This is a genomic window from Bacillus sp. L_1B0_5 (assembly GCF_000836715.1).
Lineage (GTDB): Bacteria > Bacillota > Bacilli > Bacillales > Bacillaceae_G > Bacillus_A > Bacillus_A thuringiensis_S.
In genome coordinates, this window is sequence record NZ_JXIS01000014.1 from 64,014 (window position 1) to 80,008 (window position 15,995).

Here is a 15,995-nt window from a genome sequence, read left to right on the forward strand (position 1 = left end):
AAATTTATGTTATAATATGGGAAAAGGAGGTTTATATGAGGCAAATACATGGAGCAATTTATATTTACATAACAATGTTTTTCGTGGCGATATCCTATGGGTTGGGGCACGTGTATTCGCATCCTATACTAACTTTTTTAAGTGGAGCATGTATGGCGTTCGCGCTTCTTGTCCACCTTTTCTCAGTTTGGATCGTGAAATTTCAATTAAATATTAGTGAAATAGAAGAAGGCACTTTTTGAGTGGCCTTCTTTTTTAATAATATTTTGGAAGCTCTTGTAGCAATTTTTCAATTTCGAATTCGGTTTCTTCACATATAGAAAGTGTGCGTAGTCTGAAAAATAAGCTACGTAAGAAAGATTTTGTATTTCCATATAGAAACTCGTACGATTCAATAGGTAGTGCTTGTTTTTGGACCGGTAATTGAGCTACTAAGTCACGAAGGGCTAATATGAGTATTTCTTCTTTCAGGCCATTTTGCAGCATTGCGACAATCGGATAAACGAGACGCTCGTCTTCTTCGTATTTATAGTAAATAGAATGGACAAAAACTTTGTTTAACAAAGTTTTTAATATCTCTTCGTAATGTAAAGTTTCTAATTTAGGACTATGAACAAGCGCCTCAAATGTATCGGAAGCATGTGCGATACTATGTGCCCAGCCGTGGTCTTGCACATATCCGCGGAAATCATGTTCATTGTTCATATATAGAATTAATTGATCTTTTACAGTTAAAATATCATTCTGTGATAAGAAATTATGAGTTGTATCTGCATCTATAATGAGCGCAATTAATAAGGTCGTAAATGCACGAGTAAATACAGCATCTTCATCATCTGAATGAATCTTATACAATAAATATTTTTCACCGATGCTTTCTAATAATAGTTTCTGTAATTGTGTGTGTGAAAGGTAGTCCTTCTTGATGAGATGAGAAAAAGTAGAGTAGATGAGTTTGTCCCTTAAATAGCTATCAGTATCGCCAATTTGCTCAAGCATATTGGAACTTAAAGAATCAATGTTAAGTGTGTTATCCAGTATGTAATTATTATTACGAATTTTTTCTAACTGTTGTTGTAACATATAACCCCCCTATTTTAGAAAATTCTGTATTTTTATAATATAATAAGAGGAAGAAATAGACAATAAATAAGTGCATTTGAATGGAGGGGGCATTATGAAGAGAGCATTATTCTTTTTTATTAGTATTTTCTTTTTAGGAAGCTGTTCCATTTCGTATGTTAATTTTTCTAGCGAGAGCAAAAGTTGGACTGGACAATATAAAGGGCATATTAAGGATGACAGTGAAGATGGAATGTTTACGTTTCAATATAAGGGTGGGGATGGAAAGACAGAATTTAAAAACTTAGAGATTGCTATTAATGGAGCCTTTAGTACAATGACACAAACGTCAGAAGTTCATAAAGGAGCAAGGGTTGAAATGAAATCTTCTTGTGTAAGTTGTGCACCTCTATCTAAAGATGAACCGATAGAAGTTGTAATTAAATGGGATGATAAGTATGAGGAGAAGATGGTGCTAAATTTGAAATAGCCTAGAGTAAGGAGTTAAAAATGAATAGGCATATGAAAATTGTTATGTTTTTAAGTGTATTTCTAGTCATATTATCAGCGTGTACTACAAAACAAGTAGAGCAAGTAACGGTAAAAGAAGTCCCTAAAGAAGGGTATATCATATTAAGAAATGACACGGTTTTTTTTGCCGATGATAAAACGTTTGAAACAAAAGTAGAGTTACAAAATTATATAGAACAACAAATGAATAAAGAGCATCCATCACATATTGTCTTGAGCTTTAAGGACAAAGGCGCATGTAAACAGTTAAAAACAGGGGATAAAATAAAAGTATGGTTTTCTCAAATACTTGAAAGTTATCCAGCAAGAATGATTGTAGAGAAATTTGAAATAGTAGAGAAATAAAAAAAGGCAGCATTCACGCTGCCTTTTTATTATTTTACAAATTGTAATTCTTTCGGGAATTTCGTTAAAATTTCTGATCCGTCTTTTGTGATGTAAATATCATCTTCAATACGAACGCCACCTACGTTTGGTACGTAAATACCAGGTTCGATTGTGAAGACCATACCTTCTTTTAATGGAGACTCGTTACCAGCTTTTACATCTGGATATTCGTGTACGCTAATTCCAAGTCCATGACCAAGTCGGTGCGGGAAGAAGTCTCCGTAACCTGCATCTGCGATAACAGAACGAGCAGCGTTATCGATTGCGCCAAGTGTAACACCTGGTTTACATGCTTCAACTGCTTGTAGTTGTCCAGCAAGTACAGTGTTGTAAATGCGAGTTTGCTCTTCAGAAATCTCACCGAATGCTACTGTACGTGTAATATCAGAGCAATAACCTTCAATGATTACACCTAAATCAAATAGTACGAAATCACCGCGCTTCATTTTGTTTGCGCCAGGAATACCGTGTGGAAGAGCAGAGTTTGCACCCGCTAATACCATCGTATCAAATGACATTTTATGTATGCCTTTTGTTTTTAATTCGTGTTCAATAATTGCTAATACTTCTAGCTCGCTGCGGTTTTCTTTAATTGCATTTACACCAACTTCAACAGCGTAGTCCGCCATTTTAGCTGCTTCGCGTAAAATAGAAAGTTCTTTTTCATCTTTAATTAAACGAAGTTCGCGAACTTTCTCCTCAGCTGATTTGAAAGCTGCATTTGGGAATAATTTCGTTAATTCTTCGTAGCGCTCTACGTTTAAATGTTCTTTTTCAATTGCAACTGCATTTGCATTAATGCCGCGGTCTTTAATTGCTTTTGCAATCATATCCCATGGTCTGTCAGTATCAGTAAATCCGATAATTTCATGTGCCCAGCCAGCGTTACGTGCTTGACCTTCTTCCATTTTAGGACAAATTAAAATAGGTTCTTTTTCTTGGAATACAAACATACCAAGTAATCTTTCATGCGGTTCACAGTGGAAGTTCGTCATGTAGAAGACGTTCGGTGTAGAAGTTAAGAACGCAGCTTCTACGTTTTTTTCTTTTAGCCATTGCATTAAATTTTCTAATCTAGCATTCATCGATTGGCACCCCCGAGATATTTAATTACAAATATAACTTTAACTCGGAAGAAAGCGTTATGACAAGTAAATAGATGTTAGAAAAGACAGGGAATTGAAAAATCATGTAGAATAAAAAGTGAGAATGTGAATAGGGGAGGAATGTAATAATGAAAGTATCTTATCATGGACATTCAGTCGTGAAAATTGAGGCGAATGGAAAAGTTATTTTAATTGACCCGTTTTTAACAGGTAATCCGAAAACAGATTTAAAAGCTGAAGATGTAAAAGTGGATGCAATCCTTTTATCGCATGGACACGGTGATCATGTTGGAGATACAGTAGAACTTGCGAAGAAAAATAATGCAGTTGTTGTAGCGCCATTTGAACTAGCAACATTTTTAAGTTGGCAAGGTGTAAATACACATCCGATGCATATTGGTGGTTCACATGAATTTGACTTCGGAAAAGTGAAGTTTACACAAGCATTCCACGGCTCTAGTTATATTGATGAAGCAAATAAGACGATTACATATACAGGTATGCCAGCAGGTATTTTATTTACAGCAGAAGAGAAAACAGTGTACCACGCAGGAGATACTGCACTATTCTCTGATATGAAGTTAATTGGGGAATTGAATAAAGTTGATCTAGCATTTTTACCAATTGGCGATAATTTCACAATGGGACCAGAAGATGCTGTACTAGCGGCAAAATGGATTAATGCGAAAACTGTTGTACCGATGCATTACAATACGTTCCCAGTTATTGAACAAGATCCATATCAATTTGTAGAAAAGCTACAAAATTGTACAGGGAAAGTATTAGAAGCTGGAGAAAGTATTACACTATAGAAAAGAAACCCTTCATTTGAAAAGAAAAGTGAAGGGTTTTTTACGTGTGTAGGACAGCTTTTAATGCTTGTATTTGTTTTGGTGATTCTTTTCTTTTGGTACGTGGTTGTTCAGGTGTTTCATTCAATTCCATTGCAACTTTTTTCCCATCTACGAAAGCTAAAAATACAGCACCTACAACCTCTAAAAGTTTTTTCATCATGTGTTCGCTCCTTTGTTTTATTTCTTGTCTTCATTGTATAGGGAATCAAGTGGGCGAACTATCGAATGAGATGACAAAAGCATTACATTGTTGTCATAGAATGACTGGTGGAATGTAAGAGTCATTTTGTTATAAAAAAAATAGTACAGGTATGCAAAGAGAGAGTGTAACAGTTTTGAAAATATAGTATACTGAAAGTACAACACATGAAGAATTTAGGGAAAAGAAAGTATGGTGAAACCATTTGGCTACCAAGCATAACCAAATTTTAGAACATATTAATAGCCTGCCAGTAGGCCATAAAATTTCTGTAAGACAAATTGCGAAAGATTTGAGTGTAAGTGAAGGGACAGCTTACCGTGCAATTAAAGATGCAGAAAATAAAGGATATGTTAGTACAATTGAACGTGTCGGAACAATTCGAATTGAACAAAAGAAGAAAGAGAATATCGAAAAACTGACATATGCAGAAGTCGTTAACATTGTCGACGGTCAAGTACTTGGGGGCAGAGAAGGACTACATAAAACATTAAATAAATTCGTAATCGGAGCTATGAAATTAGAAGCGATGATGCGCTATACAGAAGCTGGGAATTTACTCATTATTGGTAACCGTACGAATGCACATCAATTAGCGCTAGAAACTGGAGCCGCTGTATTAATTACGGGCGGATTTGATACGGAAGATCATGTGAAGAAATTAGCAGATGAATTAAAGCTGCCGATTATTTCAAGTAGCTACGATACATTTACGGTCGCAACGTTAATTAACCGTGCAATTTATGATCAACTGATTAAGAAAGAAATTGTACTTGTTGAGGATATTTTAACACCAATTGAAGAAACGTTATATTTAAAGCCGCATGATACAGTACAGCAATGGCATGCATATAATGAAGAGACAATGCACGGAAGATATCCAATTGTCGATGAAAATAAAAAAGTGCTAGGAATCGTAACTTCAAAAGACATGATCGGTGTAGCGAAAGAAACACCAATTGATAAAGTAATGACAAAACACCCAATTACAGTGAATGGTAAAATGTCTGTCGCAGCTGCGGCACGTATGATGGTGTGGGAAGGAATTGAATTACTTCCTGTCGTTGAGGAAGGAAATAAACTGCAAGGTATTATTAGCCGTCAAGATGTACTTCAGGCACTGCAAATGATTCAACGTCAGCCACAAGTTGGAGAAACAATTGATGATATTGTAACGAATCAATTTATGACGCCAAAAGAAGCGAAAAATGAGCATCTATATCAATTTTCAGTGACGCCGCAAATGACGAACTCAATCGGAACGTTATCGTACGGTGTATTTGCAACAATTGTGACAGAAGCGACAAATCGCGTCATTCGTGCGCAAAAGAAAAGCGATTTAATTGTTGAAAACTTAACGATTTATTTCGTAAAACCAGTTCAAATTGATAATGTTGTATCCGTTCATCCGAAAGTATTAGAAATTGGACGTAAATTTGGTAAGGTCGATGTAGAGGTGCATCATGATGGTAATGTCGTTGGAAAAGCATTACTTATGGTGCAGTTAATCGATAAATAAAAAGATGGAACAAATCGTTTTGATTTGTTCCATCTTTTTTGTTGTTTTAAATTTGAAAGGCATGATTTTAGATGGAGTGGAAAAGCTAGTGGGAAAGTAATGTGACAAAAGACAGAATAGTAATTCAATTTTGTTGTATATTGTGTTATGATTATATTGTAAGAAAATGGATTTTTGGAAGGTGGTATACATTATGTCATCAACAGTACTCTTTTTTGGTAGTATCGCACTATTTTACTTCCTTGTAATGATACCGATCCAATATTTATATTTACAAGGTTTACGTGAAAAAAAGGAAAAGACAGGATTATCTCAGCGAGAGCTATATGAAAAAATGTCTTTTGGAGAAGAACAATTACATTTTCACGTACAAGGTAACCCATTTAATATACCATCTGCGTTTGTTGCATATATGATTTTGAAAGTTAAGGGACGTAAAAAAGCATCACAATATTGATGCTTTTTTTATGTTGCTTCATAGACTTCGGCTTCTTTAACTGCTAATGGTAAGAAGTGTTTGTATTGGCGAAATCCATTAAATACACTTGCACTACCAAATAGAACGAATAAAACACCAACAATAATACGGGCGGTTGAAAGTTCTAAAAAGAATTGGTTTACCCCGAAAAATAAAACGAATGAACCGAGTGCCATTGCGGATTTTCCTGAGAGCCAACCTTTTTCCATTGGGCGGTTTGTACGAAAGTATTTTGTTTTGTAAAAGAGGTACAACATAAATGAGACGATAATACAGAAGACTAATACTGGCATAATGAACACTCCCATCGCTTTGTGAAAAATAATAGAAAAGAAAAAAGAAATATCTAAACTTTCTAACTTTTATTATAAAGCAATTGTTCGCATGTATGAAATACTTTCCGTTATAATGGAGGATAAAGTGAAGAAGTTGATTAAAAAGGAGATTATACATATGCATGAGCAAATTTTAGGAGCAATTAAAGAGTTTGATACAATTATTATTCATCGCCACGTGCGTCCGGATCCAGATGCATTAGGTTCACAGGGTGGTCTTGGTACAATTCTACAAGAATCGTTTCCAGAGAAAAATATTTATACGGTTGGGTACAATGAACCGTCACTAGCATACTTACGAGTAATGGATGATATTGAAGATAGTGTATACGAAAATGCGCTTGTTATTGTTTGTGATACTGCGAATCAAGAACGTGTTGACGATCAACGCTATACAAAAGGGAAGATGTTAATTAAAATTGATCATCATCCAAATGAAGATCCATATGGAGATATTACATGGGTAGATACGACAGCGAGTTCTACAAGTGAAATGATTTACGAGTTTTACACGTATGGAAAAGATAAAGGATTAAAAATAACAAAAGAAGCAGCTCGTCTTATTTTAGCGGGAATTGTTGGAGATACAGGTCGTTTCTTATTCCCAAATACGACAGCAAAAACACTTCGTTACGTAAGTGAGCTTGTTGACATGGGTGTGAAATTCACAGATTTATACAATGAAATGTATAAGACAAAAGAAAAAATTGCTCGTTTAAACGGTTATATTTTACAGAACTTTACGATGGTAGAAGGAGGAGCAGCTTACATTAAATTAACGAAAGAAGTATTAGAAGAATTTGATGTACTTCCTTCTGAAGCATCTGGTGTTGTTGGAGCGCTTGGCAATATTGACGGATTAAAGGCGTGGGTTCTATTTTTAGAGGAAGACGACGTAATTCGTGTTCGTCTTCGTTCAAAAGGACCAGTTATAAACAAATTGGCAATGCAATATAACGGCGGAGGACATCCGATGGCTTCTGGTGCCAAGGCATCTTCTTGGGAAGAAGCGGATCGTCTTTTTGCTGATTTACGTGAGATTTGTAAATAAGAGATTATATGTTAGAACGAAAAGAAGGAGCGGCGCTAAAGCCCTCCTTCTTTATTTTTCTTTCTCTATAGTAATGCTAATTTCAAGCACTGTATCAAAAGATATTGTATCGACTTTAAAACGGTATAGTCGATCGTAATGTTTGTACGTTTTGTTTTCGATTACCTTTTTGAGTAGGTCTTTATTTTTTGCGATACTTTGAATGTTTTTCGTTAAAAGATGCTGGAGGTCATTATGGATAGATGTAGTCATATTTTCGAGTGTAAGATTGTCTAAATCGTATTTTTCTCGATTGATAAGTTTTATTTTAATTTCTTGAATGGTTAAGAGCCGTTTATTTTCAGTGTTCAATTTTTCTTGATCTTCGAGAAGGACGTGGAGCTTTGCTTCTTGTTTTTCTATAATTTCTCTTTGTTCTGCTATTTTACTAGCTTGTTCTTCTTGAAAAACACCGTATATGTACAAAAAAATAAACCAGCTCAACACGCCTCCAACAGCAGCACCAGCTAATACTAAGTACCATCTTTTTGCTGTATTGGCACTTGGTACTCTCATACATGTTCCTGCGTTAGCCATTTAATAATAATGAGACCTGTTTGCATACCACCAGTTGCGAAAAAAATAAGGAGAATTTGTTTTACGATATCTTTCATATCTCCGCCAAAGAAACTTCTTTCAAAGCTATAAAAGGTATCGAATGTTCCGCCGATTGCTGCAACGAGTGCCCAAATTCTTAAATTTTGGGCGAATTGATTAATGTAAGTTAGAGCCGGTTTTCCGATAAGAAACGCACCAAATCCACCAATTAATGAACCGCCAAGTATAACCCCAAAGGCAATAAAATAACTAATAATAAGCAGAGAGAAAAAAGTATGTTCTCTTACATCCATCGTCATTCCCCTTTCTTCTTCATATATATGGACAAAGTATAAGAAGTATGTTTTGATTTCCGCTTTCCTCATCACCTATAATAAAAGTAGTCAAATAGGTAAAGAGAGGGTACAACAGTGAAGTTTGTGCATTTACAATGTCAAACCGTTTTTAGTTTATTAAAAAGTGCTTGTAAAATTGATGAGCTTGTAGTCAGGGCGAAAGAACTTGGTTTTTCATCGCTGGCTATTACGGATGAAAATGTTATGTATGGCGTTATTCCGTTTTATAAAGCATGTAAGAAACATGGTATACAGCCTGTTATTGGATTAACCGCTTCTATTTTTAGTGAAGAAGAAGAAAGGTCTTATCCGCTTGTATTACTTGCTGAGAATGAAATAGGCTACCAAAATTTATTAAAGATTTCTAGCAGTATTATGACAAAGTCCAAAGAAGGTATTCCTAAGAAGTGGCTTGCGCATTATGCGAAAGGATTAATTGCTATTTCACCAGGTAAAGATGGCGAAATTGAGCAATTATTACTAGAAGACAATGAGAGTCAGGCTGAAGAAGTAGCTCGCACATATCAAAATATGTTCGGCCATTTTTATATGAGTTTGCAGCATCATGCGATTCAAGATGAGTTGCTTTTACAAGAGAAACTACCTGAATTTATTAGTAGGGTTAATATTCCAGTCGTTGCAACAAACGATGTGCGCTATATCAATCAAAGTGACGCACTTGTTCACGAATGTTTACTATCTGTTGAAAGTGGAACGAAAATGACTGATCCAGATAGGCCGAGGCTGAAAACAGATCAATATTATTTAAAGTCATCGGATGAAATGGAAGCACTATTTTCCCATGCGCCGGAAGCAATCCAAAATACAATGAAAATTGCAGAGCGTTGCCAAGTAGAAATACCGTTCCATGTAAATCAACTTCCGAAGTTTCCTGTTTCGTCTAATGAAACGAGTGATATATACTTGCGTCGTGTTTGTGAAGAAGGTTTGCGGAAACGATATGGTGCGCCGAAAGAAGTGCATATAAAGCGTTTAAATCATGAATTAAATGTTATTTCTCGTATGGGATTTAGTGATTATTTCCTCATCGTATGGGATTTTATGAAGTATGCACATGAAAATCATATTTTAACAGGACCAGGTCGTGGATCGGCAGCTGGTTCACTCGTCTCATACGTATTAGAAATTACAGATATTGATCCGATTGAATACGATCTATTATTTGAAAGGTTTTTAAATCCTGAACGTGTGACGCTTCCCGATATTGATATTGATTTTCCAGACGTAAGACGTGATGAGATGATTCGCTATGTGAAAGATAAATACGGTCAGCTCCGTGTTGCGCAAATTGTAACGTTTGGTACGCTTGCAGCAAAAGCGGCAATTAGAGACATTGCCCGCGTAATGGGGCTTCCGCCGCGAGATATTGATATATTTTCAAAACTTATCCCATCAAAGCTTGGTATAACGTTAAAAGATGCATATGAAGAATCACAATCACTTCGTGAGTTTATACAAGGGAATCTTCTGCATGAGCGTGTGTTTGAAATCGCAAAACGTGTAGAAGGTTTACCACGTCATACGTCTATTCATGCGGCTGGCGTTATTATGAGTCAAGAACCGCTAACAGGCAGTGTAGCAATTCAAGAAGGACATAACGATGTTTATGTTACGCAATATCCAGCCGATGCACTAGAAGAACTTGGGTTGCTTAAGATGGACTTTTTAGGACTGCGTAATTTAACGTTACTTGAAAATATTATAAAATTTATCGCGAATAAAACAGGGAAAGAAATTGATATAAGAAACTTACCTCTTCAAGATGAAAAGACGTTCCAATTATTAGGGAGAGGGGATACAACAGGTGTATTCCAGCTTGAATCAGGTGGTATGCGAAATGTACTTCGCGGGTTAAAACCGAATGAGTTTGAAGATATCGTAGCTGTTAACTCATTATACAGACCGGGACCGATGGAACAGATACCGACCTTTATTGAATCGAAACATGGAAAAAGAAAAATTGAATATTTACATCCGGATTTAAAGCCAATTTTAGAAAGAACATACGGCGTCATTGTATACCAAGAACAAATTATGCAAATTGCATCGAAGTTAGCAGGGTTTTCGCTCGGTGAAGCAGATTTACTGCGCCGTGCAGTGAGTAAAAAAAATCGTGATATTTTAGATCAGGAACGTAAGCATTTTGTCCAAGGTTGTTTGCAAAATGGTTACGATGAGACGTCTGCTGAGAAAATTTACGATTTAATTGTAAGATTTGCGAATTACGGTTTTAACCGAAGTCACGCTGTAGCTTACAGTATGATCGGATATCAGCTTGCCTACTTAAAAGCGAACTATACGCTGGAATTTATGACGGCACTATTATCAAGTGCAATTGGAAATGAAGATAAAATTGTACAGTATATACGAGAAACGAAGCGAAAAGGTTTTCATGTTTTGCCGCCGTCTCTTCAAAAAAGTGGTTACAACTTCCAAATAGAGGGGAATGCGATACGTTACAGTTTACTTTCGATTCGAAATATTGGAATGGCTACAGTGACGGCATTATTAGAAGAACGAGAGAAAAGAATGTTCGAAGATTTATTTGAATTTTGTCTCCGTATGCCATCAAAGTTTGTAACAGAGCGCAATTTAGAAGCTTTCGTCTGGTCGGGATGTTTTGATGATTTTGGTGTTTCGAGAACAAATTTATGGAAAAGTCTTAAAGGGGCGTTGGAGTACGCAAATCTCGCGCGTGATTTAGGAGATGCTGTTCCAAAATCAAAATACGTACAAGGAGAAGAGCTATCTTTTATTGAACAACTAAATAAAGAGAAAGAAGCACTTGGCTTTTATTTATCAAGTTATCCGACTGCGCAGTATGTAAAGTTAGCAAAAGAATTAGAAATTCCATCTCTCGCTCAGGCGATGCGACATAAGAAAAAAGTACAAAGAGCCATTGTGTATATAACAAGTGTGAGAGTGATTCGTACGAAAAAGTTTCAAAAGATGGCATTTATTACATTCTGTGATCAAAATGATGAAATGGAAGCGGTCCTCTTCCCGGAAACGTATATACATTTCTCGGATAAGTTACAAGAAGGAGCAATTGTTTTAGTTGACGGTACGATTGAGCTAAGAAATCATAAGCTGCAGTGGATTGTAAATGGACTATATCCGCTAGAGGAAATGGATGTGTATGAAGAAAAGAAAGATGCATCTGTTTACGTGAAATTGCCGTCTCAGTATGAGAAAAAGCTTTTAAATCAGGTTACGAAAATATTGTTCGACTATTCAGGTTTTGCGAAAGTACTAATTTATTATGAAAAGGAACATAAAATGGTACAATTATCTCGAAGTTTATCGATTCATCCAAGTGAAGAATGTTTAGGAGCACTTCGTGAAATTGTCGGGGAAGAAAATGTAGTTGTGAAAATATAATGGACAATTTCCCTACACTTCGATTATTATAGTAGTAGTGTTCGTGGTCAGACCACTTGGAGAAATTGATATCAGCAAGAATAATTTGAGGAGAGTGGATAGTTTGTCAACACTTCGTGAAGAAGCACTTCACATGCATAAAGTGCATCAAGGAAAATTAGAAACTGTATCAAAAGTAAAAGTAGAAAATGCAAAAGATTTAAGTCTTGCATATTCTCCAGGGGTTGCAGAACCTTGTAAAGAAATTTATGACGATAAAAGTAAGGTATATGAATATACGATGAAGGGAAATATGGTAGCAGTTGTTACAGATGGAACAGCTGTACTTGGTCTTGGTAACATTGGACCTGAAGCATCTCTTCCAGTAATGGAAGGTAAAGCTGTATTATTCAAGAGCTTTGCTGGTGTAGATGCATTCCCAATTGCCTTAAATACAAACGATGTAGATAAAATTGTTGAAACTGTAAAATTAATGGAGCCAACTTTTGGCGGCGTTAACTTAGAAGATATCGCAGCACCAAACTGCTTCATTATTGAAGAGCGTTTGAAAAAAGAAACAAATATTCCTATCTTCCATGATGATCAACACGGAACAGCTATCGTAACAGTAGCAGGTCTTGTAAATGCACTGAAATTAGTTGGAAAGAAAATGTCTGACATTAAAGTTGTCGCAAATGGCGCAGGTGCAGCAGGTATTGCAATTATTAAACTTTTATATCGCTATGGTGTACGCGACATTATTATGTGTGACCGTAAAGGGGCAATCTATGATGGTCGTCCTACAGGTATGAATCCGGTGAAGGATGAAGTTGCAAAATATACAAATAAGAATCGTATAGAAGGTTCTTTAGCTGATGTTGTACAAGGTGCGGACGTATTCATTGGTGTATCTGCAGAAGGTGCATTAACAGAAGAGATGGTTCGTACAATGAATGACGATGCGATTATTTTTGCAATGGCGAATCCAGTTCCAGAAATTATGCCAGAATTGGCAAAAGCAGCGGGCGCAGCTGTTGTTGGAACAGGTCGTTCTGACTTCCCGAATCAAGTAAATAATGTACTGGCGTTCCCTGGTATTTTCCGCGGTGCACTTGACGTACATGCGACACAAATTAACGAAGAAATGAAGATGGCAGCTGTACAGGCTATTGCTGAGCTTGTAGCAGAAGATGAGTTAAATGCAGACTATATCATTCCGGCACCATTTGACGCGCGTGTAGCGCCTCAAGTAGCGTCTTACGTTGCAAAAGCAGCAATGGAGACAGGAGTAGCTCGCCGTCAAGTAGATCCAAATGAGATCGCTGAAAAAACAAAACAATTAGCGCTGATTGGTAAAGAATAAGCGAGGAATTTCCATTGACATCATCAAATACAAAAGTATATCTCGAAATTGTAAAAAAAATCCGTTCCATTATGGAAGAGGATGGATTGGTAGCGGGGGATCGTTTGCCGTCTGAGCGTGAGTTAAGTTCACGCTTAAACGTAGGACGTTCCTCTGTAAGAGAAGCATTGCGTGCTTTAGAACTGGTAGGATTGATTGAAACGAGACGTGGTGAAGGGACGTTTATTCGAAACTTTTATGATAACGGTCTTGTACAATTAATTGCTCCGTTCTTATTGCAAGATGAGAAAACAATTCGTGATTTATTACAAACAAAACGATTACTTGAGAAAGATATGATTCGAATTGTATGTAATTTACCGAAAGAAACGTTTTCTAAAGTACTAAGTAGATTACACCAAGTACTTGAAGAAAATGAAAGCTCAATCCCAACGCTTCATCAAACGTTCTTTAAAACACTTATTGAACAAGTCGATAATTATTTACTATATCGCATTTGGATGATCGTAAATGATTACGTAGCAACTCTTTCTTGTAAAGTTTCAAGAGATACTATCGATATGTATAGAAAGCTTTATGCTACTTTGGAAGAAAAACAAGAAAATGATGCACTAAAAATTTACGATGAATTAGTAGAGAATATACAGTTTCACTCGTAATGTATAAAATTTGTCGAAATGACCATGACACGTTATGACAAACATTCTACCGCGTAGCGGTTAAAGTTAAACGTAAAGAGTGAGGTTATTAGACAGATTGAGAAGATAAGGCTAACATCAAACTTTGGTGTTAGCCCCATTTTCTTCTTACGCTAACCTTAGCTCTCAACGAAGGGGGTCAAATTGTGCTAAGAGATTTATTCGTGAAAAAGAAAAAGTACGCTGCAATACCTTCAGAACAAGTACGAAAAGATGTGCCAGATGGCGTTATGACAAAATGTCCGGAATGTAAAAAAATCATGTATACGAAAGAACTTCTAAAAAATTTAAAAGTATGTGTGAATTGTGGATATCATCATCCTATGAATGCATGGGAACGTCTTGATAGTATATTGGACGAAGGGTCATTCCGTGAGTATGACAAAGAAATGGTTTCATTAAATCCACTCGAGTTTCCGGGTTATGAAGAGAAACTAGAGAGCGATCGTAAGAAGACTGAATTGAACGAAGCGGTTGTAACTGGTGAAGGAACAATTGATGACATGCTTGTTGTTGTTGCAGTAATGGATTCTCGTTTTCGAATGGGGAGCATGGGCTCTGTAGTAGGAGAAAAAATCGCCCGTGCGGTTGAAAAGGCGTACGACTTACAAGTTCCATTTATTATCTTTACTGCTTCGGGTGGTGCCCGTATGCAAGAAGGTATATTAAGTTTAATGCAAATGGCAAAAACAAGCGTAGCTTTGAAAAAGCATAGTAATGCAGGAGGATTATTTATTTCTGTTATGACTCACCCAACGACGGGCGGGGTTTCAGCGAGTTTCGCTTCACTTGGTGATTATAATCTTGCAGAACCAGGTGCACTTATCGGATTTGCTGGTAGACGTGTAATTGAACAAACGGTGCGTGAGAAACTACCGGAAGATTTCCAAACGGCAGAATTCTTACTAGATCATGGTCAATTAGATGCGGTGGTGCATCGTGATGATATGAGAGAATCGCTTCGCAAGATTTTAGAAGTTCATCAAGGAGGGGAAATGGCTGTATGGCAGAGCTAGAATTTGAAAAACCAGTTGTTGAGCTAAGAAATAAGATTCGTGAACTGAAAGACTATACGAAAAACAGCCAGATGGACTTCAGTGAGGAGATTCGTATTTTGGAAGAAAAGCTAGAAAATTTAGAGGAAGATATATACGGCAATCTAAAAGTATGGGACCGTGTTCAAATTGCTCGTCATGCAGAACGACCGACAACGCTCGATTATATTGAGCACTTATTTACTGATTTTTTCGAATGTCATGGAGATCGTCTATTTGGCGATGATGCAGCGATTGTCGGCGGCATTGCGAAATATAAAGGGATGCCTGTAACTGTAATTGGGCATCAGCGCGGAAAAGATACGAAAGAAAATATTCGCCGTAACTTTGGAATGCCTCATCCGGAAGGATATCGAAAAGCACTGCGTCTCATGAAACAAGCGGAAAAGTTTAATCGTCCTATTATCTGTTTCATCGATACGAAGGGAGCTTATCCTGGTAAAGCAGCTGAAGAACGTGGACAAAGTGAAGCTATTGCCCGCAATCTATTTGAGATGGCAGGTTTAACGGTACCAGTTATTTGTATCGTTATCGGTGAAGGCGGTAGTGGTGGTGCGCTAGGTCTTGGAGTAGGAGATTATATTCATATGCTAGAAAATTCCACTTATTCTGTTATTACACCAGAGGGTGCAGCGGCAATTCTTTGGAAAGATGCAGGAAAAGCGAAGGAAGCTGCAGAAGCAATGAAAATTACAGCAGCAGATTTGAAAGAATTAGGTGTAATTGATGAAATTATTCCAGAGGCAAAAGGTGGAGCTCACCGTAATCTTTTGAAACAGTCAGAAAATATAGACTTAATGATTAGAAAAACTTTTGAACAATTAAACGGAATTTCGAAAGATGAATTAATCGAAAAACGTTATGAAAAATATATGAAAATTGGGCAAGTTTCGTTTTCAAACGCTTCCATTGGGATAAAATAAGAAAAGCGTGCGTTCCTCTTCGCGAATGCACGTTTTTATTATGAAAAGACACATCTTCTCCATTGTGTTTTTATATTTTTTCGTGTTATTTTATTATAAGGCAAATAATCTTTATGAGGTG

At 36.6% G+C, this 15,995-nt stretch carries 18 protein-coding genes; 12 read left to right on the forward strand and 6 right to left on the reverse strand.

The features are described 5' to 3' along the window. Window positions 1-35: 35 nt before the first annotated feature. Window positions 36-242, forward strand: coding sequence for a hypothetical protein (locus tag RT27_RS04535; RefSeq protein ID WP_001248905.1), 207 nt, complete (start codon window positions 36-38; stop codon window positions 240-242). Between the two features lie 13 nt (window positions 243-255). On the opposite strand, the gene RT27_RS04540 is transcribed toward RT27_RS04535, so the two are convergent. Beyond that, the gene (locus RT27_RS04540) at window positions 256-1,083 is read right to left on the reverse strand and encodes a DUF2785 domain-containing protein (protein ID WP_043935404.1); all 828 of its coding nucleotides are present in this window, start codon (window positions 1,081-1,083) and stop codon (window positions 256-258) included. Between the two features lie 94 nt (window positions 1,084-1,177). On the opposite strand from RT27_RS04540, the gene RT27_RS04545 reads away from it, so the two are divergent. Both RT27_RS04545 and RT27_RS04550 read left to right on the forward strand, forming a co-directional pair. Next, complete coding sequence (locus RT27_RS04545) at window positions 1,178-1,552, forward strand: hypothetical protein (RefSeq protein ID WP_043935405.1); 375 nt, start codon at window positions 1,178-1,180, stop codon at window positions 1,550-1,552. Window positions 1,553-1,572: 20 nt separating this feature from the next. Further along, on the forward strand, window positions 1,573-1,938 hold the full coding sequence (locus RT27_RS04550; RefSeq protein ID WP_016080091.1) for a DUF3221 domain-containing protein: 366 nt from the start codon (window positions 1,573-1,575) through the stop codon (window positions 1,936-1,938). A gap of 29 nt (window positions 1,939-1,967) precedes the next feature. On the opposite strand, the gene pepQ is transcribed toward RT27_RS04550, so the two are convergent. After that, a complete protein-coding gene (pepQ, locus tag RT27_RS04555; protein ID WP_000994037.1) occupies window positions 1,968-3,065 on the reverse strand; it encodes a Xaa-Pro dipeptidase in 1,098 nt (365 codons plus the stop codon). Between the two features lie 149 nt (window positions 3,066-3,214). On the opposite strand from pepQ, the gene RT27_RS04560 reads away from it, so the two are divergent. Continuing rightward, window positions 3,215-3,898, forward strand: a complete 684-nt coding sequence (locus RT27_RS04560) for a metal-dependent hydrolase (RefSeq protein WP_000868922.1) — start codon at window positions 3,215-3,217, stop codon at window positions 3,896-3,898. Window positions 3,899-3,938: 40 nt separating this feature from the next. On the opposite strand, the gene RT27_RS35125 is transcribed toward RT27_RS04560, so the two are convergent. Next, the gene (locus RT27_RS35125) at window positions 3,939-4,100 is read right to left on the reverse strand and encodes a hypothetical protein (protein WP_000976304.1); all 162 of its coding nucleotides are present in this window, start codon (window positions 4,098-4,100) and stop codon (window positions 3,939-3,941) included. A 244-nt stretch (window positions 4,101-4,344) separates the two neighbouring features. Here RT27_RS35125 and RT27_RS04565 point away from each other — a divergent pair, with 244 nt between their 5' ends. Both RT27_RS04565 and RT27_RS04570 read left to right on the forward strand, forming a co-directional pair. Continuing rightward, window positions 4,345-5,658 carry a CBS domain-containing protein gene (locus RT27_RS04565; protein ID WP_016080093.1) on the forward strand — a complete coding sequence of 438 codons (1,314 nt, stop codon included), beginning with the start codon at window positions 4,345-4,347 and terminating at the stop codon, window positions 5,656-5,658. Between the two features lie 193 nt (window positions 5,659-5,851). After that, on the forward strand, window positions 5,852-6,115 hold the full coding sequence (locus RT27_RS04570; RefSeq protein ID WP_016080094.1) for a DUF3949 domain-containing protein: 264 nt from the start codon (window positions 5,852-5,854) through the stop codon (window positions 6,113-6,115). Between the two features lie 8 nt (window positions 6,116-6,123). Here the strand turns inward: RT27_RS04570 and RT27_RS04575 are convergent, their stop codons facing one another. Next, window positions 6,124-6,429 carry a YtpI family protein gene (locus RT27_RS04575; RefSeq protein ID WP_016080095.1) on the reverse strand — a complete coding sequence of 102 codons (306 nt, stop codon included), beginning with the start codon at window positions 6,427-6,429 and terminating at the stop codon, window positions 6,124-6,126. A 160-nt stretch (window positions 6,430-6,589) separates the two neighbouring features. On the opposite strand from RT27_RS04575, the gene RT27_RS04580 reads away from it, so the two are divergent. Then, window positions 6,590-7,522 carry a bifunctional oligoribonuclease/PAP phosphatase NrnA gene (locus RT27_RS04580; protein ID WP_043935406.1) on the forward strand — a complete coding sequence of 311 codons (933 nt, stop codon included), beginning with the start codon at window positions 6,590-6,592 and terminating at the stop codon, window positions 7,520-7,522. A gap of 51 nt (window positions 7,523-7,573) precedes the next feature. Here RT27_RS04580 and ytrI read toward each other — a convergent pair whose 3' ends face one another. Then, window positions 7,574-8,077: a sporulation membrane protein YtrI gene (gene ytrI / locus RT27_RS04585; protein ID WP_001265736.1), complete on the reverse strand. Its 504-nt coding sequence runs from the start codon at window positions 8,075-8,077 to the stop codon at window positions 7,574-7,576. Then, window positions 8,074-8,487 carry a YtrH family sporulation protein gene (locus tag RT27_RS04590; RefSeq protein ID WP_002005839.1) on the reverse strand — a complete coding sequence of 138 codons (414 nt, stop codon included), beginning with the start codon at window positions 8,485-8,487 and terminating at the stop codon, window positions 8,074-8,076. The genes ytrI and RT27_RS04590 overlap by 4 nt, the downstream gene beginning before the upstream one ends. A 42-nt stretch (window positions 8,488-8,529) precedes the next feature. On the opposite strand from RT27_RS04590, the gene dnaE reads away from it, so the two are divergent. The 5 genes from dnaE to accA all read left to right on the forward strand — a co-directional run bounded on the left by dnaE (window position 8,530) and on the right by accA (window position 15,874). Beyond that, window positions 8,530-11,856 carry a DNA polymerase III subunit alpha gene (dnaE, locus tag RT27_RS04595; protein ID WP_043935407.1) on the forward strand — a complete coding sequence of 1,109 codons (3,327 nt, stop codon included), beginning with the start codon at window positions 8,530-8,532 and terminating at the stop codon, window positions 11,854-11,856. A 133-nt stretch (window positions 11,857-11,989) separates the two neighbouring features. Then, complete coding sequence (locus RT27_RS04600; RefSeq protein ID WP_162200710.1) at window positions 11,990-13,198, forward strand: malic enzyme-like NAD(P)-binding protein; 1,209 nt, start codon at window positions 11,990-11,992, stop codon at window positions 13,196-13,198. Window positions 13,199-13,212: 14 nt separating this feature from the next. After that, the gene (locus RT27_RS04605) at window positions 13,213-13,857 is read left to right on the forward strand and encodes a GntR family transcriptional regulator (protein ID WP_016080099.1); all 645 of its coding nucleotides are present in this window, start codon (window positions 13,213-13,215) and stop codon (window positions 13,855-13,857) included. Between the two features lie 185 nt (window positions 13,858-14,042). Next, window positions 14,043-14,912, forward strand: a complete 870-nt coding sequence (gene accD, locus RT27_RS04610; protein WP_000942856.1) for an acetyl-CoA carboxylase, carboxyltransferase subunit beta — start codon at window positions 14,043-14,045, stop codon at window positions 14,910-14,912. Next, window positions 14,900-15,874 (forward strand): acetyl-CoA carboxylase carboxyl transferase subunit alpha, encoded by a 975-nt coding sequence (gene accA / locus RT27_RS04615; RefSeq protein ID WP_000818801.1) that lies wholly within the window; start codon window positions 14,900-14,902, stop codon window positions 15,872-15,874. The genes accD and accA overlap by 13 nt, the downstream gene beginning before the upstream one ends. Window positions 15,875-15,995 lie beyond the last annotated feature (121 nt).